This is a genomic window from Amycolatopsis sp. 3B14, from assembly GCF_050958625.1.
Classification (GTDB): Bacteria; Actinomycetota; Actinomycetes; order Mycobacteriales; family Pseudonocardiaceae; genus Amycolatopsis_E; species Amycolatopsis_E thermoflava.
This window is the reverse complement of sequence record NZ_JBHZEN010000056.1, coordinates 55,116-74,721: the sequence shown is the minus strand read 5'-3', so window position 1 is coordinate 74,721 and position 19,606 is coordinate 55,116. Positions and strand designations below refer to the sequence as shown.

Annotated in this window: 16 protein-coding genes; 3 read left to right on the top strand and 13 right to left on the bottom strand. The window is 73.6% G+C overall.

Annotation, left to right across the window (positions count from 1 at the left end; translation table 11 throughout):
• Window positions 1-6: 6 nt before the first annotated feature.
• The 13 genes from ftsW to ACCP09_RS29525 form a co-directional block, all read right to left on the bottom strand.
• On the bottom strand, window positions 7-1,431 hold the full coding sequence (gene ftsW, locus ACCP09_RS29585) for a putative lipid II flippase FtsW (RefSeq protein WP_027930879.1): 1,425 nt from the start codon (window positions 1,429-1,431) through the stop codon (window positions 7-9).
• A complete protein-coding gene (gene murD / locus ACCP09_RS29580; RefSeq protein ID WP_400983319.1) occupies window positions 1,418-2,815 on the bottom strand; it encodes a UDP-N-acetylmuramoyl-L-alanine--D-glutamate ligase in 1,398 nt (465 codons plus the stop codon). Before murD ends, ftsW begins: the two co-directional genes overlap by 14 nt.
• Before the next feature lie 244 nt (window positions 2,816-3,059).
• A complete protein-coding gene (gene mraY / locus ACCP09_RS29575; protein WP_017981836.1) occupies window positions 3,060-4,148 on the bottom strand; it encodes a phospho-N-acetylmuramoyl-pentapeptide-transferase in 1,089 nt (362 codons plus the stop codon).
• Window positions 4,145-5,614 carry a UDP-N-acetylmuramoyl-tripeptide--D-alanyl-D-alanine ligase gene (locus ACCP09_RS29570; RefSeq protein ID WP_433751899.1) on the bottom strand — a complete coding sequence of 490 codons (1,470 nt, stop codon included), beginning with the start codon at window positions 5,612-5,614 and terminating at the stop codon, window positions 4,145-4,147. The genes mraY and ACCP09_RS29570 overlap by 4 nt, the downstream gene beginning before the upstream one ends.
• Window positions 5,611-7,200, bottom strand: a complete 1,590-nt coding sequence (locus ACCP09_RS29565; protein WP_037322533.1) for a UDP-N-acetylmuramoyl-L-alanyl-D-glutamate--2,6-diaminopimelate ligase — start codon at window positions 7,198-7,200, stop codon at window positions 5,611-5,613. Before ACCP09_RS29565 ends, ACCP09_RS29570 begins: the two co-directional genes overlap by 4 nt.
• Window positions 7,201-7,377: 177 nt before the next feature.
• A complete protein-coding gene (locus tag ACCP09_RS29560) occupies window positions 7,378-9,267 on the bottom strand; it encodes a peptidoglycan D,D-transpeptidase FtsI family protein (protein WP_051362668.1) in 1,890 nt (629 codons plus the stop codon).
• On the bottom strand, window positions 9,267-10,019 hold the full coding sequence (locus ACCP09_RS29555; protein ID WP_433751896.1) for a hypothetical protein: 753 nt from the start codon (window positions 10,017-10,019) through the stop codon (window positions 9,267-9,269). The genes ACCP09_RS29560 and ACCP09_RS29555 overlap by 1 nt, the downstream gene beginning before the upstream one ends.
• Complete coding sequence (rsmH, locus tag ACCP09_RS29550; protein WP_027930885.1) at window positions 10,016-10,975, bottom strand: 16S rRNA (cytosine(1402)-N(4))-methyltransferase RsmH; 960 nt, start codon at window positions 10,973-10,975, stop codon at window positions 10,016-10,018. Before rsmH ends, ACCP09_RS29555 begins: the two co-directional genes overlap by 4 nt.
• 179 nt (window positions 10,976-11,154) lie before the next feature.
• On the bottom strand, window positions 11,155-11,586 hold the full coding sequence (gene mraZ, locus ACCP09_RS29545) for a division/cell wall cluster transcriptional repressor MraZ (protein WP_026153053.1): 432 nt from the start codon (window positions 11,584-11,586) through the stop codon (window positions 11,155-11,157).
• Between the two features lie 439 nt (window positions 11,587-12,025).
• Complete coding sequence (locus tag ACCP09_RS29540) at window positions 12,026-12,739, bottom strand: ESX secretion-associated protein EspG (RefSeq protein ID WP_433751894.1); 714 nt, start codon at window positions 12,737-12,739, stop codon at window positions 12,026-12,028.
• On the bottom strand, window positions 12,736-13,293 hold the full coding sequence (locus ACCP09_RS29535; RefSeq protein WP_123682731.1) for a PE-PGRS family protein: 558 nt from the start codon (window positions 13,291-13,293) through the stop codon (window positions 12,736-12,738). Before ACCP09_RS29535 ends, ACCP09_RS29540 begins: the two co-directional genes overlap by 4 nt.
• 10 nt (window positions 13,294-13,303) lie before the next feature.
• Window positions 13,304-13,837: a DUF3558 family protein gene (locus ACCP09_RS29530; protein WP_027930888.1), complete on the bottom strand. Its 534-nt coding sequence runs from the start codon at window positions 13,835-13,837 to the stop codon at window positions 13,304-13,306.
• Between the two features lie 4 nt (window positions 13,838-13,841).
• Window positions 13,842-14,192: a hypothetical protein gene (locus ACCP09_RS29525; protein WP_123682733.1), complete on the bottom strand. Its 351-nt coding sequence runs from the start codon at window positions 14,190-14,192 to the stop codon at window positions 13,842-13,844.
• Between the two features lie 249 nt (window positions 14,193-14,441).
• Here ACCP09_RS29525 and ACCP09_RS29520 point away from each other — a divergent pair, with 249 nt between their 5' ends.
• From ACCP09_RS29520 to ACCP09_RS29510, 3 genes are all read left to right on the top strand, one after another.
• Complete coding sequence (locus tag ACCP09_RS29520; RefSeq protein ID WP_017981825.1) at window positions 14,442-15,530, top strand: AAA family ATPase; 1,089 nt, start codon at window positions 14,442-14,444, stop codon at window positions 15,528-15,530.
• A gap of 6 nt (window positions 15,531-15,536) precedes the next feature.
• Window positions 15,537-16,811: a DUF58 domain-containing protein gene (locus tag ACCP09_RS29515; protein WP_017981824.1), complete on the top strand. Its 1,275-nt coding sequence runs from the start codon at window positions 15,537-15,539 to the stop codon at window positions 16,809-16,811.
• A gap of 295 nt (window positions 16,812-17,106) precedes the next feature.
• The gene (locus ACCP09_RS29510) at window positions 17,107-19,605 is read left to right on the top strand and encodes a transglutaminase TgpA family protein (RefSeq protein WP_433751890.1); all 2,499 of its coding nucleotides are present in this window, start codon (window positions 17,107-17,109) and stop codon (window positions 19,603-19,605) included.
• The last annotated feature ends 1 nt before the right edge of the window (window position 19,606 follow it).

Genomic DNA, 19,606 nt, shown 5'->3' with positions numbered 1-19,606 from the left:
TTGCTCCTACGTCCCTCTCCGCACTGAACTTCCCCGTCTGGCCGGCGTCGACCGCCGGCGCTCGGGCGCCTGCGCCGATCGTGCCCCGCGGCCTGAGGGCCGGTCACCGCGGGGTGCCGGACGGCCGCTGCCCCGCCGCCGCGCCGGCGGCCGGTAGACCTCGGGGGCGGGCAGGCGCAGGAGACGGCCGAACTTGCCCGGCCCCTGCGACCGCAGCGCCGCGACCGACTCCGGCTCGTGCCTCGCGGCGTTGGCCAGCAGGCCCATCAGGAACATGGTGACCCAGATGGACGTGCCGCCCGCCGAGATCAGCGGCAGCGTCACGCCGGTGACGGGCAGCAGCCCGACCACGTAGCCGATGTTGATCCCGGCCTGCGACACCGTGAACACCGTCAGCGTGCCGGCGGTGATCCGGATCCACGGGTCCAGGTTACGCATGGCGATGCGCAGGCCCACGATGGCGAGCCCGACGAACAGGCCGATGACCACGATGCAGCCGATGAACCCGAGTTCCTCGCCGATCACCGCGAAGATGAAGTCGTTCTGCACGTTGGGCAGGTAGGACCACTTCGACGGCCCCTGCCCGAGGCCCTTGCCGAACAGGCCGCCGTCGGCGAGCGCGTACTTGGCCTGCGTGGCCTGGTAGGCGGCGCCGCTGGTGTCCGAGCCGGGCGAGAGGAACGACATGACCCGCGACATGCGGTAGGACGCGGTCAGCGCCAGCACCACCGCACCGGCGACGCCGCCTGCCAGGATCACCGCGAACAGCCGCTTGGGTGCGCCGGCGAACCACAGCAGCGACAGCAGCACCACGCCGAGCGTGATCGTGCCGGACAGGTTGGGCTGCGCCATGACCAGCGCGAACATCAGCAGCGCGACCGGCACGACCGGCACCATCAGGTGCCGCCACTGGTGCAGCACGTGGTACTTGGTGACCAGCACGTGCGCGCCCCACAGCGCGAAGGCGACCTTGGTGAACTCGACCGGCTGCACCGAGAAGCCGCCCACCACGAACCACCGCTGGGCGCCGCCGCCCGCCGAACCGAGCGGCGTCAGCACCAGCGCCAGCATCGCCAGGCACACCACCACGGCCATGGAGGACAGCGCGCGGGTCCGCTTCAGCGGCATCCGCAGCGCCACCCAGAACACGACCGACCCGGTGAGCACGAAGATCAGGTGCTTCTTGAACAGCGCGTACACGCCGGAGCCGGTGTCCGGGTCGACCGAGGCGACCGAGGACGCCGACAGCACCATCACGATGCCGATCGACGTCAGCAGGCCGGTCAGCGCCAGCACCAGGTGGAAGTCGGCCAGCGGGCGCGACAGCCACGCGGTCAGCGCGGTGAACGTGGCGCGCGCCGGGCTCTGCCGGTCCCCCCGGTCCCGTCTGCGCGGCGCGCTGTCCTGCTCCTTGTCCTCAACGACCGTCATCGGCAGACCCCGTCGCACGGGCCAGGACCGCGTCGGCGAAGGCGTCACCCCGATGGGCGTAGTTGCGGAACATGTCCAGGGACGCCCCGGCGGGCGCCAGCAGCACCACGTCACCGGGCCGGGCCAGGTCGCTGGCCACCGAGACCGCCTCGTTCATGGCCCCATCGTCACCCGAGGCGACCCGGTGGACGGGGACATCCGGCGCGTGTCGCGCGAGAGCGGCGGCGATCACCGGGGCGTCGGCGCCCATCAGCACCACCCCGCGCAGCCGCCCGGCGACCACCTCGACCAGCTCGTCGACCGCGGCGCCCTTGAGCTGCCCGCCCGCGATCCACACCACGCTGGAGTGCGCGAGCAGCGACCCGGCCGCGGCGTGCGGGTTGGTGGCCTTGGAGTCGTTGACGTAGCGGACCCCGCCGAACTCGCCCACCTCGACGGCGCGGTGCGCGCCCGGCTGGAACTCGCGCAGGCCCTTGGCGACCCCAGCGGGGTCGATGCCGTACGCGCGGGCCAGCGCGGCCGCGGCGAGGGCGTTGGCGAGGTTGTGCGGGCCGGCCGGGCGCACCTCGCTCGCGGAGATCAGCTCGTCGGCGGAGTGCTGCGGGTCCGGGCCGTAAGCGCGATCGATCAGCAGGTCCTCGACCAGGCCCAGCTCACCCGGCCGCGGGGTGTCCAGGCGGAACCCGACGCGCTTCGCCCCGGCGGGGGCGTACTCGCCGGCCAGCCGCACCGACCACGGGTCGTCGGAGTTGTGCACGACGACGTTCGAGTGGGCGTGGATGGTGCCCTTCGCGGCGGCGTAGGACTCCATCGTGCCGTGCCAGTCCAGGTGGTCCTCGGCGAGGTTGAGCACCACGGACGCGTGCGGCGCGAGCGTCGAGGACCAGTGGAGCTGGAAGCTGGACAGCTCCACCGCCAGCGCCTCGTACCCCTCGAAGACCGCGTCCAGCACGGGCAGGCCGATGTTGCCGCAGGCCAGCGCGTGCACCCCGCCGGCGCGCAGCATCGACTCCAGCATGCCGACCGTGGTGGTCTTGCCGTTGGTGCCGGTGACCGCGAGCCAGGTGGCCGGGTTCGGCAGGTCGCGGGACGCGCGCCAGGCCAGCTCGACGTCGCCGATCACCTCGATGCCGGCGGCGGCCGAGGCGACCAGCAGCGGCGCGGTCGGCCGCCATCCGGGGCTGGTGACCACCAGGTCGGTGCCCGCGGGCGGTTCGGTGAGGCCCGGGGCCAGTTCGGCGCCAAGGCCGTCCAGCTCGGCCAGCCGCTCGGCGTTGCCGTCGGTGACCGTGACCCGGGCGCCACGCTCGGTCAGGGCCCGCACGGCCGACCTGCCGGTGACCCCGGCGCCGGCGACGAGCACGTTGCGTCCGGCGAACACCATCACTCGCTTTCTGCGCGGCGGAGCCGCTCGGAGTGGGCCGTCAACCCGCACCGCCGCGGGTTCTGAGCGGGCTCAGCCGCGCGGAGCGCGTCGGTTGAGGGTGGTGGTGGGAGACGGGCGGGCGTCTCCTCGCGAGGACAGCGCCGACGTGGTGAATTGGCATTCATGAGGAGGCGATCCCGGAGCGAGGGGGCGTCTGAGGTTCCGCCACCCGCACCGCTTCGCAGGCCGCTTCGGACCATCTCTAGCCTCCCGCGCCCAGCTGTTCGGAGTAGAACAGGCCGAGGCCGAACATGCAGCAGATGGCCGCGAGCAGCCAGAACCGGATGATCACCGTCGTTTCGGCCCAGCCCGCCAGCTCGAAGTGGTGGTGGAACGGGGCCATCCGGAACAGACGGCGGCGCGTCGTGCGGAACACCGCGATCTGCAGCACCACCGAGATCATCTCGACCATGAACAGGCCGCCGATGACGATGGCGAGCAGCTCGGTGCGGGTGGTGATGGACAGGCCCGCGACCAGACCGCCCAGCGCCAGCGAACCGGTGTCCCCCATGAAGATCTTCGCGGGCGCGGCGTTCCACCACAGGAAGCCGACGCAGGCGCCGGCCGCGGCGGCCGCGACCACGGCCAGGTCCAGCGGGTCGCGCACGTCGTAGCAGGCGGCCTGCGGGGTCACCACGCAGGACAGGCGGGCCTGCCAGAACGCGATCACCACGTAGGTGGCGAGCACCATCGCCGAGGTGCCGCCGGCCAGGCCGTCCAGGCCGTCGGTGAAGTTCACCGCGTTCGACCAGCCGGAGATGACCACGTAGCAGAAGATCACGAAGATCACCGCGGGGAAGGTGATCAGCGCGAGGTCACGCACGTAGCTGAGGTTCCGCGAGGCCGGGGTGAGGCCGTAGCGGTCGGCGAACTGCAGCGCCAGGATGCCGAAGGCGACCGCGACCACGAGCTGGCCGACCAGCTTCGCGGTCTTGTTCAGCCCCAGGTTGCGCTGCTTGCGGATCTTGATGAAGTCGTCGAGGAACCCCACCACGCCGAGGCCGACCGCGAGGAACAGCACCAGCAGGCCGGACGCGGACGGGCCGTCGTTCGCGGAGCTGCCGGAGCCGATCCAGTTCATCAGGTGCGCGGCGAAGTAGCCGACCACCATCGCGATGATGATCGCGACCCCGCCCATCGTGGGCGTGCCGCGCTTGGACTTGTGGCCCTGCGGGCCCTCCTCGCGGATCTCCTGGCCGAAGCCCTGCCGGGAGAACACCCGGATGAGGTAGGGCGTGAGCAGGATGGAGACCAGGAGACCGATCGCGGCCGCGATCAGAATGCTGATCACGCAACACCTTCCTTGAGCAGTGCGTCAGCGACGAGCCAGAGCTCGGCGACCTTCGAAGCCTTCACGAGCACGACGTCACCGGGTTCCAGCTGCTCGCGCAGGAGGTCGATCGCGGCGGCGGCGTCGGGCACCAGCACGGACTCCTCACCCCACGAACCCTCGTGGCTGGCGCCCTGGTGCATCGCGGCGGCCTCGTCTCCGACCACCACGAGCCTGCTGATGTTGAGCCGGACCGCGAGGCGGCCGATCTCGTCGTGCGCGGACACGCTATCGGCACCGAGTTCGCCCATCACACCGAGGACCGCCCAAGACCGCTTGCCGCGGCTGGCCGAGGCCAGTGTCTTGAGCGCAGCGCGCATCGACTCCGGGTTGGCGTTGTAGGAGTCGTTCATGACCACAACGCCGTCGGCCCTGGTGGTGACCTCCATGCGGCGCGCGGAGCGGCGCTGGGCGGCCGACAGGCGCTGCGCGACCTCCTCCACGGTCGCGCCCAGTTCGAGCGCGATCGCGGCGGCCGTGAGCGCGTTGCCGACGTGGTGCTCGCCGTACAGCGACAGCGTCACCGGCGCCTCCCCGGCGGGGGTGATGAGCCGGAAGGAGGCGCGGGCCTGCTCGTCGAGAGTGATGTCCTCGGCGCGCACCTGCGCGTCCGGGTGCTCGCCGACGCCGACGACGCGGGCCGTCGTGCGGCTCGCCATCGCCGCGACCAGCGGATCGTCCAGGTTGAGGACCGCGACCCCGCCCTCCTCCGCCGACGGCAGGGCCTCGACCAGCTCGCCCTTGGTCTTGGCGATGGCCTCGCGCGAGCCGAACTCGCCGACGTGTGCGCTGCCCACGTTGAGCACCGCGCCGATGCGCGGCGGGGCGACCTCCGCGAGGTGCGCGATGTGGCCGGGCCCGCGGGCGGACATCTCCAGCACCAGGTGGCGGGTGCGCTCGTCGGCGCGCAGGGCGGTCCACGGGTGGCCCAGCTCGTTGTTGAACGATCCGGGCGGCGCGACCGTCTCGCCCATCGGCTCCAGCAGCTGCGCGATGAGGTCCTTGGTGGAGGTCTTGCCGGAGGAGCCGGTGACCCCGACGACGGTGAGCCCGCCGCGGGACAGCTCGATCACCACGTGCCGGGCAAGCTTGGCCAGCGCGGCCAGCACGGCGGCGCCGGAGCCGTCCTTGTCGCCGGTCAGCGCCAGCGCGCGCTCGTGCGCCTGGCCGGGCGGCAGCGGCGGCACGATCACCGCGGGGGCGTCGACCTCGCGCGCGGCCAGCACGCCGGCGGCGCCGCTCTCGACCGCCTTGACGGCGAAGGCGTGCCCGTCGACCTTCTCGCCGGGCAGGGCGACGAACAGCCCGCCCGGGGTGAGGCGGCGCGAGTCGAACTCGACGCTGCCGGTGACCGTCTCGCGTCCGTCGGTGCGGTGCAGCCGCCCGCCGGTGACGGCGGCGATCTGCTCCAGGGTCAGCGGGATCAACGGGTCTCCTGGTTCTCTTCGAGCCGGCGCCGGATCGCCGCCGCCAGCTCGTCGCGGTCGGAGAAGGGGTGCACGACGCCCGCGGCCTCCTGGCCGGTCTCGTGGCCCTTCCCCGCGATCAGCACGACGTCCCCGGCCCCGGCCAGCTCGACGGCCTTGACGATCGCCTCGCGCCGGTCGCCGATCTCCAGCACCTCGCCCGCGTCGTGACCGGCCGCGCGGGCCCCGGTCAGCATCGCGGCGCGGATCGCGGCCGGGTCCTCCGACCGCGGGTTGTCGTCGGTGACGATGAGGACCTCGCTGCGCTTCGCGGCGGCCTCGCCCATCATCGGGCGCTTCGCGGTGTCCCGGTCGCCGCCGCAGCCGAGGACGGTGATGATCCGGCCCTCGGTGCGGGCGCGCAGGGCGTCCAGCGCCTGCGCCACCGCGGCCGGCTTGTGCGCGTAGTCGACGACGGCGGTGAAGTCCTGGCCCAGGTACACCCGCTCCATCCGGCCGGGGACCTCCACGTGCGCCAGGCCGGTGACCGTCTCCTCCAGCGTCACGCCGCAGGTCTCCAGGATCGCCGCGGCCAGCAGCGCGTTGGCGATGTTGAACGTGCCCGGCAGCGGCAGCGTGGCGCGCGCGGTGCGGCCGGCGGGCGAGTGCAGCGTGAAGCTCTGCTCACCGGTCGGGGTGGTGGCGAAGTCGGTGGCGGTCCAGCTGGCGTCCACCCCCGGCTCGGTGGTCACGGTGATCGTGTGCGGCGTGACCAGCGCCTGGCCCCACGCGGTGTCGATGCACACCACCTCGGTGGTGGAGCGGCCGTCGAACAGCAGCGACTTGGCGGCGAAGTACTCCTCCATGTCGCGGTGGAAGTCCAGGTGGTCCTGGGAGAGGTTGGTGAACGCGCCGACCGCGAAGCGGGTGCCGTTGACGCGGCCCAGCGCGAGCGCGTGGCTGGACACCTCCATCGGCACGTGCGTGACGCCCTGCTCGACCATCACCGCGAGCAGCGCCTGCAGGTCCGGCGCCTCGGGCGTGGTGAACGCGCTGGCCAGCCGCTCCCCGGCGATGCGGGTCTCGATGGTGCCGATCAGGCCGGTCACGTGCCCGGCGGCGCGCAGGCCCGACTCGACCAGGTAGGTCGTGGTGGTCTTGCCCGACGTGCCGGTGATGCCGAGGACGGCCAGCTCCAGCGACGGCTCGCCGTAGATCCAGGCGGCCATCGAGCCGAGCACCCCGCGCGGGTCCGGGTGCACCAGCACCGGGACGCCCGCCTCGCGCAGCGCCGGCCGGTCCGCGCCCGCCTCGTCGGTGAGCACCGCCGCCGCCCCGGCCGCGATGGCCTCCGCGGCGAAGTCCGCCCCGTGCGCCCGCGCACCCGGCAGCGCGGCGAACAGGTCGCCGGGCAGGACGTGCTGGGCCCGCAGGGTGGCCCCCGTGACGACCGTGTCGCCCGGCCAGTGCGGCTCGCCGACCAGGCGCGCGTCCGCGCGCGCGACGAGCGTGGTGAGCGGGACCGGCTCGATGCGGGTCGGCCGTGGCGGCGCCACCGCCGCCTTCACCGGGCTGTCCGGTACCCGCCCCTTCGCTTCCTGCGACATGGTGCTGCTTCCAGACGCTTCCACCGACACAGCACGGAAGGTTACCGAGCCGGGATTCCCCGCTTGCGGGCCGGTACTCCTAGGCCGTGTGTCTCGATTGGACAGCGACGGGAATCCCCACGACGCCTCGCCGGGCGAGGCTGGTGGCGGGGCGGCTCCACCGCTGATGGGCGGACCTCAGGGCAGCACGAGCGGCACGTACGGCGCCGTGCCGTCGGACAGCGGGATCTGGAACCGCTGCGTCAGGTACGAGGCGATGTCGTGGAACAGCGGCGCCGCCGAGTGGCCCGCGGGCAGCGTGGTGTCCGGCGCGTCCAGGCGGATGCCCACGACGAACCGCGGGTTGTCCGCGGGCAGGATCCCGGCGAAGGTGATGTTGTAGAGGGTGTCGCTGTACGCCCCGGTGGCCGGGTTGACCTGCTGGCCGGTGCCGGTCTTGCCGGAGATCTGGTAGCCCTCCAGCGCGGCCGTCGGCGCCGTCCCGCTGTTGCCGTTCCGCCCGGTCTGGGTGACCGCGCGCATCATGTTCCGCACCGTCGTCGCGGTCTCCGGGCTGACCACCTGCGTCGTCTCCGGCGCCGCCTTCGGCACCACGGTGCCGTCCGGGCGAATCTCCTGCTTGACGATGCTCGGCTGCACCCGCAGGCCGTTGTTCGCGATCGCCTGGTACATCGCCGTCATCTGCACCACGGTCATCGACAGGCCCTGCCCGATCGGCAGGTTGCCGAACGTGGTGCCGGTCCAGGTGTTGCGCGGCGGCACGAACCCGCGGCTTTCCCCGGACAGGCCCAGGCCCGCGCTCTGCCCGATGCCGAAGCGCTTGAGGTAGTCCAGGTACTTGTCCGGGCCGAGCTGCTGGGCCAGCAGCAGCGTCCCGACGTTCGACGACTTGGCGAAGATGCCGGTGACCGAGAAGTTCTGCGTGCCGTGCACCCACGCGTCGTGCACGGTGTGGTCGGCGACCTTCAGCGAGCCGGGCACCTGCAGCACCGACTCGGGCGTCACCAGGCCCTGGTCGATCGCCGCGGTGGCGGTCACGATCTTGTTCACCGAGCCCGGCTCGAACGGCGTGGACACGGCCTGCAGGTCCATCAGCGACTGCGTGTAGGTCTTGTTGTCGTACGGGTCGAACGTCGCGTCGTCGGCGATCGCGTAGATCTCGCCGGTCTTCGCGTCCATCACGACCGCGCTGGCGCCCTTGGCGTGCGACTGCCGCACGTAGTCGGCCAGCGCGTTCTGCAGGAAGTACTGCGTGTCCGAGTCGAGCGTGAGCACGACGTCGTTGCCCGGGGTCGCGGGCTGCACGTCCCGCTCGGTGCCCGGGATGATGACGTTGTCGTTGCCCTGCTTGGTGTCCGCGACGTAACGGCCCGGCTGGCCCGCCAGGTCGGCGTTGAGCGTGTACTCCAGCCCCGCCAGGCCCTGCAGGCTGTGCTTGGACACGTCGGGGTCGTCCATCCGCCAGTTGGCCAGCCCGACGACGTTCGAGGCCAGCGTGTCGCCCGGGTACTCGCGGGCCGCGCGCACCTCCGCGCCGATCTCCGGGAAGGCCTTGGTGATCTCCTCGGCGATCGACGGCTCGACCCCGTCGACCAGGTAGGTGAACGACGTGGTCTTGCGGAAGTCGGCGAGCAGCTCGGCCTCGGTGACCCGGCCGGGCAGCTTGGCGGCGATGAACCTCGCCGCGTCCGCCGCGCGCGTCTCGTAGTTCTGGCCCCCCGCCGGGTTCTTCGCCGCGACCTCGTCCCACGCCTTGCGCATCGCGCGCAGGTTCACCGACAGCGCGCGGGTTTCCACGGTGAACGCCAGCTTGACGTTGTTGCGGTCCACAATGGACCCGCGCTTTGCCGGGATCGGGATGGTGGTGCTGCGCTGGCTCTCCGCCTTGGCCGACAGGGCCGCGGCCTGGAAGCCCTGCACCTGCACGAGCTTGAGACCGGCCAGGACGAGCACGGCGACGAGCGCGATGCGCACGCCGACGTAGCGCCCCTTGCCGGTGGCGGCGTTGGGCTGGCCGGCCACCTGGCGCATGCGGGCGCCGTAGCTGCGGCGTCCCGGCCGAGCCATCAATGCCCTCCCGTGGTCTGCTGTCCCGGCGCCTGCGTCTGCCCGCCGGCAGGCGGCACCTGCGCCTGGTCCTGCGGCTGGACGACCTGGCTGTCGCCCTGCGGCACGTCACCCTCGATCGGGCGGCCGCCCACCGGGGTGCCCTGCGGCACCACCGGCGCGGTCTGCTGCTGGGCCGCCGGGGCGCCCTCGGCCTTCTTCGGCTCGCCGACGACGGTCACCGACCCGTCCGGGTTCAGCACGAGGTGCGCGGGGTCCTTCGCGGGCACCATGCCCAGCGCCTTGGCCCGCTCGGCCAGCGACGACGGCGACTCCGCGCCGCTGACGTCCTGCTGCAGCTGCTCGACCCGCTCGGCCAGCGCGGCGTTGTCGTCACGCAGCTGCTCCAGCCGGTAGGAGTCGGCGATCGCCTGCGTGGACAGCAGCAGCGTGACCACCACACCGGCGGCGAGCAGCACCATCACCAGCAGCACGAACGTGGCGCGCGACCGCGGCACCCGCAGCTTGAGCCGGGTCTTCTCGCGCTGCGGCTCGGGCGCGGTGCGCTTGAGGCCCTCGGCGCGCTGCGCCCGCCGGGCATAGGCGCGCTCAGCGGCGGTGGTGCGCTGGGCCTGCCGGGCAGGCTGCCGCCGGGGGCGGCGCTTGGCCGGTACCGGTGTGCCCAGGCCTTCCTCGGCGGGGGTGTCCGAACGGCGCGGGCGCCGTCGCGGCTCGGCACCGGCCTGCCTGCGTGCCCGCGTAGGCGCTGTCATGCGTCCGCCTCCTTGATCCGTTCCGCCACCCGCAGCCGCACGGACGCCGCCCTCGGGTTCTGTTCGATCTCTTCCTCGCTCGCCTTCTCGGCGCCGCGCGTGATCAGCTTCAGTTCCGGCCCGTGGCCGGGGAGTTCGACGGGCAGGCCCGGCGGGGTCCGCGACTTCGCGAGCTCCGCGAAGGCCTGCTTGACGATGCGGTCCTCCAGCGAGTGGTAGGACTCGACGACGATCCGGCCGCCGACGGCCAGCGCGGACAGCGCCGCGGGGATCGCCCGTCGCAGCACCTCCAGCTCGCCGTTGACCTCGATGCGCAGCGCCTGGAACGTGCGCTTGGCCGGGTGCCCGCCGGTGCGGCGGCTCGCCGCCGGCACCGCGTCGTAGAGCAGCCGCACCAGCCGCTCGCTGCGGTCGAACGGCTGCCGCGCCCGCTCCGCGACGATCGCCTTGACGATGCGCTGGGCGAACCGCTCCTCGCCGTACTCGCGCAGGATCCGGACCAGCTCGCCGGGCTCGTAGGTGTTGAGGACATCCGCCGCGGTCTGCCCGGTCGTAGGGTCCATCCGCATGTCCAGCGGGGCGTCGCGGGCGTAGGCGAACCCGCGCTCCTCCTCGTCCAGCTGCATGGAGGACACGCCGAGGTCGAACATCACGCCGTCCACACGGGACAGTCCCAGCCGGGCGAGGACGTCCGGCAGGGTGTCGTAGACCGCGTGCACCAGCTCGACCCGGTCGCCGAACTTCGCCAGCCGCGCGCCGGAGCGTTCCAGCGCGTGCGGATCCCGGTCCAGGCCGATGAGCTTCAGCTGCGGGAAAGCGGTGAGCAGCGCCTCGGAGTGCCCGCCGAGCCCGGTGGTCGCGTCGACCACCACGGCCGGGCGGCCTTCCAGCGCGGGAGCGAACAGCTCCAGCACGCGCCCGGTCATGACCGGCACGTGCGCGGCCTCGGCTGCCACTTCTCCCACCCCCTTACACCGTCGTCCGGATGCCGTCAGGTCCCCGCCCGCCCGCTGCGGACCTGGTGCCGGGGAAGGTGCACCAGGGCCGCTGAGCGGACAGAGGCCTCACGACATCCGTCGCCGGATCCCGCCCCCACTTGCGTTTCGCCACCCGCGCCCCCCGACGGCGCGGGTCACTAGAAGACCCCCGGCAGGACCTCTTCCTGGGCCTGCGCGTAGCTGTCCTCGTGTTCCTCCAGGTAGGACTCCCAGCGCTGGGCGTCCCAGATCTCCAAGCGCGTGATCGCCCCGATGACCACGCACTCCTTGTTGAGCCCGGCGTAGCGCCGCAGCTCGGGCGCGATCGCGATGCGCCCCTGGCCGTCCGGACGCTGCTCGTCGGTGCCCGCGAACAGGTACCGCTGGTAGGCCCGCACCGCCTCGTTCGTGAAGGGCGCCTCCGCGACCTTGCGGGCCAGCTGCTCGAACTCCGCGCGCGGGAAGACGAAGAGGCAGTGATCTTGCCCCTTGGTGACCATCAGCCCACCTGCCAGCGCGTCGCGGAACTTCGCGGGCAGCGTGAGCCGCCCCTTGTCGTCCAGCTTGGGGGTGTGGGTGCCGAGGAACACCGGCACTCACCTCCCCACCGCCCCCGGTGCTCCACCGGATGCGGCCCCTGGGGCCTCCCTTCCGCCCCACTGGGCACCACCGTACCCCACTTTTCCCCACAGTCAACGCCACGGAGAGGCCCGACCGGGCGAACGTTTCAGCGTTTTCGCAGGTCAACGCGTGGGGGGCGAAGTGGGGAGAAGGTGGGGGGCGCCGGCGCCCCTCCCCCGGGCCGGTTAGCTCACGGGTCCGGTCGCGGGCGTTTTCGGGCCGTCGTGGGGCGCAGTGGGGCGGACGGTGGGAGGAAGTGGGGGCCGTGGTGGGAGGAAGTGGGGAGGGTGGTGGAGCGAGGTGGGGACGCGGTGGGGGCGCGGTCGGATTCGCCCCGCGGGTTTCCCGCTGCCACCCGGTTGGCAAGCGCAGCGGGTGCTGCCCGCGCAGCCGGTGCCGCGACCGGTCTCAGCCGGCCAGGTCGGCCAGCCGCGCGGCAAGACGGGCCGAGTCGGTGGGCACCACGTTCACCCAGTCGGCTCCCCCGCGGCCCGGTTCCACCGTGCCCAGGTAGGCCCCCTGATCGGTGCGGAACCAGCTCACCCCGCCGACCCGCCGCGGCCGTCCACCCGCGCGCGCCCGCACCGTGAACTGGCCCGCCCCGAGCACCGGCCGCGACTGGATCGCCCGCACCTCCGCCAACTGGCGTGCGGCGGCACGCGAACCGCCCTCCCCGGCGAGGGCGTCGGCCGGCAGGCTGACCCCGTAGCCGGGCCCGGGCTCCAGCGGGGGCAGCAGGTCGACGACCGCCGTGAAGATCTCCGTGTCGCGGATCCCGGACAGCCCGATCGTCCGGCTCGGCTGCGCCGCCAGCACCCCCCGCCTGCCGCCTGCCGCGGCCACTGCCCGGAACGGCGCCTCCGCGTCCAGCTCGGGCAGCGCTTCGCACTCGACGTAGACCTCCGCGGACGCCAGCGTCGCCAGCCGCGACTCCAGCGCGGCGTCCAGCCGGCCGCCCTCCAGCAATCCCCGCTCGGCCAGGTTCGCGTGCACCGCGCGGCGGATCTCGGCGCGCTCCGCCTCGGTCACGCCGACGCTGCGGACCTCCAGCGGCGACGGCACCCGGCCGTGCCCGAGGTCGTGCCACAGGATGTCGAACGCGGACGCCGAGACCCGGATCACCGCTCCCCCAGCTCCGGTGGCTCGTCGAAGAACCGGCCCGGCACCGACTCGCGCAGCGCGGCGTCGCGGGCGTTGAGGACGTCGATGGCCTTCTGGCGCGCCTCCTCGGCGGCCGCCCGCCGCTGCTCCATCGCGTCCGACAGCCCGGCGAGCGCCGCGAAACTCCCGCTCGCCGCGGCCTCCCGGATCATGGCTGCCGGGTCGTAGGGCACCGGCGGCGGCATCTCGTCCCGCGCCCGCGCCGCTATCCCGGCCTGGCGCCCGACGGCGTCGGACAGGCACAGCGACAGCTCGGTGGCGTGCCCGGACCAGCTCTCGGCCTTGGCCAGGGTCCGGCGCAGCGCCTCCCCGGCGGGCCCGTCGAACGCCTCGCCCGCCCGCGCCGAGATCGCGCCCAGCGCCTGCGCCGACTCGCGCAGCCGCGCGGCCAGCCCCGCCCACTGCTCGCCGATCCGGCCCGCCGTGGCCGGGTCGTTGCCGTCGGCGACCTCGGCGGCCATTGCCTCGTGGCTGTAGGACTCGTACCGCCGCGTCGGCTCGGGCACCTGGTTCACGCTGGCTCCCTCAGGGCAGTTTCGGCTCGATCAGCCGGGCCACGGTGTCGGCCCGCTCGCACGCGAGCGGGGTGTCCTCGAAGCCCGTGTTGGTCACGTCCACCTGCACGCTGGCCTCCTGGCCCACGCCGAGCAGGACCGCGCAGGTGCCGTCCCCGGCGCTGCGGTCGGACACCCGGAAACCCTTGTGCGCCCCGACGGTCACGCGCTTGCCGGTGCCCTTGTCGATCTCCAGCGAGTTCAGCGGGGCGTTCTCGGCGAGCGTGACGGTGACGCCGAACGTGCCGGGCTCGGTCCAGTCGCAGGCCCGGTCCGCGCCGATCGTCTTCTCCTCGCCCAGCGAGGTCAGCCCGGCGGTGGAGCGGTCGGTCGCGGACAGCAGCTCGCACGGTTTCAACCCGGCCAGCCCGGGCGGCGACGGCGGCGCGCTCGGCGACGAAGGCACGGACGCGGACGACGGCGGCGCCGCGGGCTGGGAAGCCGGCTGCCCGCACGCGGCGAGCAGCAGCCCGGCCCCGGCGAGCACGACCACCACACCGCGCATCCGCTCAGCCACCGCTGCAGTCGACGCCCTCGGCGGCGTCGTCGTCGCTGTCCGAGTACCGCTGCAGCGCGCGGCGGATGTTCGTCTTGAGCGTCTCCAGCTCCTGGCCGAACCGGATCAGCGAGTCGGCGGCCGAACCGGGACCGCCCAGGCCGTAGCGGGCCATGAACTCGCCGACCTCGCCGGCGTACCCGCCGCCCAGCGGCACGGTGCGGCCCAGCACCCTGGCCTCGCGCACCATTTCGCCGACGACGTCCTGCAGCTGGCTGATCTGCTGGTAGGCCCCGGCCGCCAGCTCCGGCGAGACCGCGAACGCCCCCGCGTTCACGTCCAGGCCGCCGCGCGTGTCGGTCATCGGTTCTGTTCGCACCTCTCGGTAGCCGACCGGTTCCGGAACGCAGCATAGCGCCCGAATCGATTTCAGGGTTCTTGGACCGACTTGGCCGGGGTTTGACACACTGGATGCCAGGCTGGGTGCCGGGGCGGGCGACCGCGGGCGTCACCTCCGTCCCCGGCTGTGAGATCCTTCCGCGCCGCGGCGCGGTTCAGGCGGGCCGCACCCGTGTTCCGGTTTTGAAAAAGGGCTTCGGCACCAGGAGGTCGAGTGACGTCGAGGACACAGCCTGCATCGCCCGGGGAGTACACCGGCGAGCAGGCGCCCGGGCAAGCGCCGTACCACCCCGGCGGCGCGAGCCCCGCGCACGGCCTGCCCATCAGCCACAACGGGCACGGTGAGCTGCACGAGACCATGCGCCGCATCGCGGCCAACGTCGAGCGGGTGCTCGTCGGCAAGCCCGAGGTGGTGCGCGTCGCGCTGGTGACGCTCCTGGCCGAGGGCCACCTCCTGGTCGAGGACGTGCCGGGCGTCGGCAAGACCTCGCTGGCCAAGGCGCTCGCCCGGTCGATCGACTGCACGGTCAGCCGCATCCAGTTCACGCCCGACCTGCTGCCCAGCGACGTCACCGGGGTGTCCATCTACAACCGGCAGACCGGCGGTTTCGAGTTCCGGCCCGGCCCGGTGTTCGCCAACATCGTGGTGGGCGACGAGATCAACCGCGCGTCGCCGAAGACCCAGTCGGCGCTGCTGGAGTGCATGGAGGAGAAGCAGGTCACGGTCGACACCACGACCTACCGCCTGGACGACCCCTTCATGGTGATCGCCACCCAGAACCCGATCGAGATGGAGGGCACCTACGCCCTGCCCGAGGCGCAGCGCGACCGGTTCACCGCGCGCGTCTCGATCGGCTACCCGGACCAGCAGGCCGAGCTGGCCATGGTCGACGAGCACTCCGGTCACGACCCGCTGGCCGACCTGCAGCCGGTGTCCGACGCGGCCACCCTGCACCGCCTCATCCAGCAGGTCCGCGGGGTGCACATCGCGCCGGACGTGCGCAAGTACGCCGTCGACCTGGTGGCCGCCACGCGGCAGGTGCCGGAGATCCGGCTCGGCGCGTCGCCGCGCGCCACGCTGCAGCTGGTCCGCTCGGCGCGCGCCCAGGCCGCGTTGTCCGGCCGCGACTTCGTCGTCCCGGACGACCTGCACGCGGTCGCCGTCCCGGTGCTCGCGCACCGGCTGGTGCTGACCACGGAGGCGCACGCGGCCCGCCGCTCCGCCACCGACGTGGTCCGCGCGGTGCTGCACCGGGTCCCGGTGCCCCAGGGCGGTCACCCGCAGACCGCCGGCCGCCGGTAGACGGCCGTGTTCCGGTCGCTGTCCGGGCTGACCACGCGGGGGCGGTGCCTGCTCGCCGCCGGCGTGGCGGCCGCGGTGTGCGCGGTGGTGCTCAACGAGCGGGACCTGTTGCGGGTCGCCGTGTTCGTGATCGCGCTGCCGCTGCTGGTCGCCCTGTTCATCGCGGCGTCGCGGGTGCGCATCGGCGCGTCCCGCAAGCTGCTGCCCGAGCGGGTCTCGGCCGGTTCGGCCGGCGAGGTGGAGCTGGCGCTGTGGCGCGACGGCAAGCTGCCGGCCGGTGAGGTGCTGCTCGAGGACGGCGTGCCCTACGCGCTGGGTTCGCGGCCGCGGTTCGTCGTGGAGCGGCTGCCGCACGGGCGGGTCATCGCGCTGCGCTACCCGATCCAGCCGATGATGCGCGGGATCCAGCAGGTCGGCCCGCTGCGCGCGACGCTGACCGACCCGTTCGGCCTGTGCGAGTTCGACCGCGAGCTGATCGCGCACTCGCGGCTGGTCGTGGTGCCGAAGGTGGTGTCCCTGTGGGGGCTGCCCAGCGGCGCCGGGATCGGCGCGGGCGACGACGGCAGCGTGCGGCTGCGCGCCGGCCAGGGCGAGACCGACGTGGTGGTGCGGCAGTACCGCCAGGGCGACGACCTGCGCAAGGTGCACTGGCGCTCCACCGCCCGGCGCGACGAGATCATGGTGCGGGTCGAGGAGCGGCCGTGGCGCGGCGGGACCACCGTCCTGCTGGACCACCGGGCCGCCGCGCACCACGGCACCGGCCCCGCCGCGAGCCTGGAGTGGGCGATCTCGTTCGCCGCGAGCGTGTGCCTGCACGTGCGGCGGGCCGGGCACCGGGTCCGCCTGGTCACCGAGCACGGCAAACCGCTGGCGGACGTGCCCGGCGACGGCGGCGAGGGCTACGACAACGTCCTGCTCGACGCGCTCGCCGCGCTGCAGCCGGCGCACCAGCGCGACCTGACGACCGGCCACGACCCGGCCGAGGGGCAGGAGCTGATCGCGATCCTGGGGACCGTGTCGAACCAGGCGGTGACCGAGCTGGCGCGGTTCCGGCCGCGTGGCATCCGGAGCCTGGCGGTGCTGCTGGACACCCCGGCGTGGTCCGGCGGGGTGAGCGCGCCAGAGCACCGCGCGGCGGCGACGGAGGAGTCGGCGGCACTGCTGCGCGCGGCGGGCTGGGGAGTCGTGGTGGCCGGCCCGAACACCTCGATGCCGCAGGTGTGGGCCGACCTGTGCCGCACTGCCGCCGGGCGAGGCTCGCTGATCGGGGGTGCGCTGTGAGCGCCCTCCGCGCGCGAGTCCCACACTCAGGCGCACGAGTCCTGCGCTCAAGCGCGCGAGTTCCCCGTTCGGCACGCCGGGCGGGACTTCTCGGTCGGAGGTGCGCTGTGAGCACCCTGCCCGCGCGAATCCCACACTCAGCGCCGCGAGTCCCACACTCAGCACCGCGAGTCCCGCAGTCAGCGCAGCGAGGACCGCGCTCAGGCGCGCGAGTTCTCCGTCCGGCGCGCCGGGCGCCTGCTTCCGCACGGCCGGAGCGCTCCGCTCCAGCACACCGCATCTCCGGGGGAACGCTGTGACCACCCTGACCGGCCGCCCGCCGCGGCCCGATCAGCAGCCCGACGCCCCGCCGCCGGGGCGGCCGGAGCTGCACCGGCCCACGCAGCGCGTCGTCGAGCCGCCCCCGCAGTGGCGGGGCTCCGTCCTCGCGCCGATCGCCGCCGGGGTGGCCACCCTGTGCGCCTCCACCTCGCTGACCGGCGTCGTCGGCGGGGTGGGCTGGCTCGGGTACGTCACGGTCGCCGTCGTGCTCGTCGCCGCCACCGGGCTCGCGCTGCGGGCCATCCGCACCCCGACCGCCGTCGTCGGGCTGGCCCAGCTCGTCGCGCTGTTGCTGCTGATCACGGGCGTGTTCACCAGCAGCGGCATCCTCGGCGTCATCCCGGGCCCCGCCGCGTTCGACGAGATCAACGGCGTGCTCACCGCGGCGTTCGAGCAGATCCGCACGGGCCTGCCGCCGGTCGAGTCGACCCCGCCGATCCTCTGCCTGGTGACCATCGCGATCGGCCTGGTCGCGGTGCTCGTCGACACCCTCGCGGTCGCCGCCTCCGCGCCCGCCGCCACCGGCCTTGTGCTGCTGTGCGTCTACGCGGTGCCCGCCTCGCTGGCCGACGACATGCTCCCGTGGTGGACGTTCCTGCTCGGCGCGGCGGCCTTCGCGGGCCTGCTCGCCGTCGACGGCAACCACCGCCACCGCCGCTGGCGCAACCGCGACGCCCCCGGCCTCGGCAACGCCCCTGCCGCCGCGTCCGCGCCGGTGGCCGTCGTCGCGGTCGCCCTGGTGCTGGGCCTGGTCGCGGGCACCGCGCTCACCGCCGTCGGCACCGTCGGGCGCCTGCCCGGCAGCGGCCGCAGCGGCGCGGGCGCAGGCTCCGGCGGGCTGGGCGTCAACCCGTTCACCTCGCTGCGCGGCATGCTCGACCAGGGCAGCACGGTGGACCTGTTCCGCGTCCGCGGCCTCGGCAACGACAAGCGCCTCCTGCGCGCGTTCACACTCGACACGTACCGGCCCAACCGCGGCTGGAGCCTGCCGGACGGTCCCATGCCCGCCGGTTTCCCGGCGAACCAGCCGCTGCCCGCCGCGCCCGGCGACGACGGCGCGGGCGAGGCCCGCCAGATCCAGATCGAGCCGCTGAACTGGGTCGACGTGTGGATGCCGGTGTACGGGCAGCTGCGCGGCCTGCAGGGCGTCGGCCAGGGCTGGTACTACGACCCGACCAGCGGCGCCGTGTTCAGCGAGCGCAAGCAACGGATCCCGGCCTACGTGGAGACCGCGTCGCTGGCCGAGCCGACGAAGGACCAGCTGGAGTCGGCCACCGCCCGCGGCGCCGACATCCCGGCGAGCTACAGCCAGATCACCGGCGTCGACCCGCGCGTGGTCAGCCTCGCGCAGGACCTGGCGGCCGGCGCGACCACCGACTTCGACCGGGCGAGCGCGATCTGGCGGTACTTCAGCGCCGAGAACGGGTTCACCTACGACACCGAGACGGCGGCCGCGACCGACAGCGACGCGCTCGCCGACTTCCTGCTGAACGGCAAGCGCGGCTTCTGCGAGCAGTTCGCCTCCGCGATGGCCGTGATGCTGCGGGTGCTGAACATCCCGTCCCGGGTCGCGGTGGGTTTCACCTCCGGCTACGCCGACGGCGACTCGCGCATGATCACCTCGCAGGACGCGCACGCCTGGGTCGAGGTGTACTTCGGCGACCTGGGCTGGGTCAGCTTCGACCCGACGCCGCGCTCCGACGGCCGCGGCTACGTCCCGCCCTACCTGCAGTCCGGCACCACCTCCAGCGGGTCCTCGGACTCGGAGGAGCAAGACGTGCCGAGCGTGTCCACCACGCGGGTCGCGCCGACCGGGGCGCCCGAGACCCAGGGCAGCGCCGCCAACCCGGGCGGCACGCAGGCCGCGCCCGCGGGCTCGGCGCCGGGCTGGACCGGGTGGATCGCGCTGGTGCTGGTGCTGATCGCGGTGGCACTGACGGTCGGCGCGTTCCTCGCGATCCGCAGGCTCCGCGGGCGGACGGCGTCCTGGCTGCCGCTGGCCGCGGCCGCGGCGTGGCTGGTCGCCGTGGTGCTCACCGCGTGGCTGGTGCACTGGGTGCTGGCGCTGGTGCTGTTGCTGGTCGCGGTGGCCGGGCTGGCCCCCGCGGTGCTGCGGGAGATCCACCGGCGCCGCCGCCTGGCCGCGATCACGTCCCACCAGCCGGGCGCGGCGGACGCGGCGTGGGCGGAGCTGATGGACGAGTGCGCCGACCGCGGCATCCCGATCCCGGCGAGCGACACGGTGCGCTCGGCGGCGCAGAAGGTGGCCGTGCAGCACAACCTGGACGACGCCGGGAAGAACGACCTGCGCACGGTGGTCGGCGCGGTGGAGCGCTCGTGGTACTCCCCCAGCCAGTCCACCGGCGACGACTTCGCCGCGGCGTTCGAGGGCCTGCGCCGCAGCCTGCAGCGCAACGCGCCGATGTCCTGGCGCGGGCGGCTCTTCCCGCGGTCGGTCTTCCGCAGGCGCTGAC

Excerpts from the sequence above, each read along its gene's own strand:
- ftsW (WP_027930879.1), bottom strand. The coding sequence starts at position 1,431 with ATGACGGTCGTTGAGGACAAGGAGCAGGACAGCGCGCCGCGCAGACGG.
- murD (WP_400983319.1), bottom strand. The coding sequence starts at position 2,815 with ATGGTGTTCGCCGGACGCAACGTGCTCGTCGCCGGCGCCGGGGTCACC.
- ACCP09_RS29565 (WP_037322533.1), bottom strand. The coding sequence starts at position 7,200 with ATGTCGCAGGAAGCGAAGGGGCGGGTACCGGACAGCCCGGTGAAGGCG.
- ACCP09_RS29560 (WP_051362668.1), bottom strand. The coding sequence starts at position 9,267 with ATGGCTCGGCCGGGACGCCGCAGCTACGGCGCCCGCATGCGCCAGGTG.
- ACCP09_RS29555 (WP_433751896.1), bottom strand. The coding sequence starts at position 10,019 with ATGACAGCGCCTACGCGGGCACGCAGGCAGGCCGGTGCCGAGCCGCGA.
- ACCP09_RS29530 (WP_027930888.1), bottom strand. The coding sequence starts at position 13,837 with ATGCGCGGTGTGGTGGTCGTGCTCGCCGGGGCCGGGCTGCTGCTCGCC.
- ACCP09_RS29525 (WP_123682733.1), bottom strand. The coding sequence starts at position 14,192 with ATGACCGACACGCGCGGCGGCCTGGACGTGAACGCGGGGGCGTTCGCG.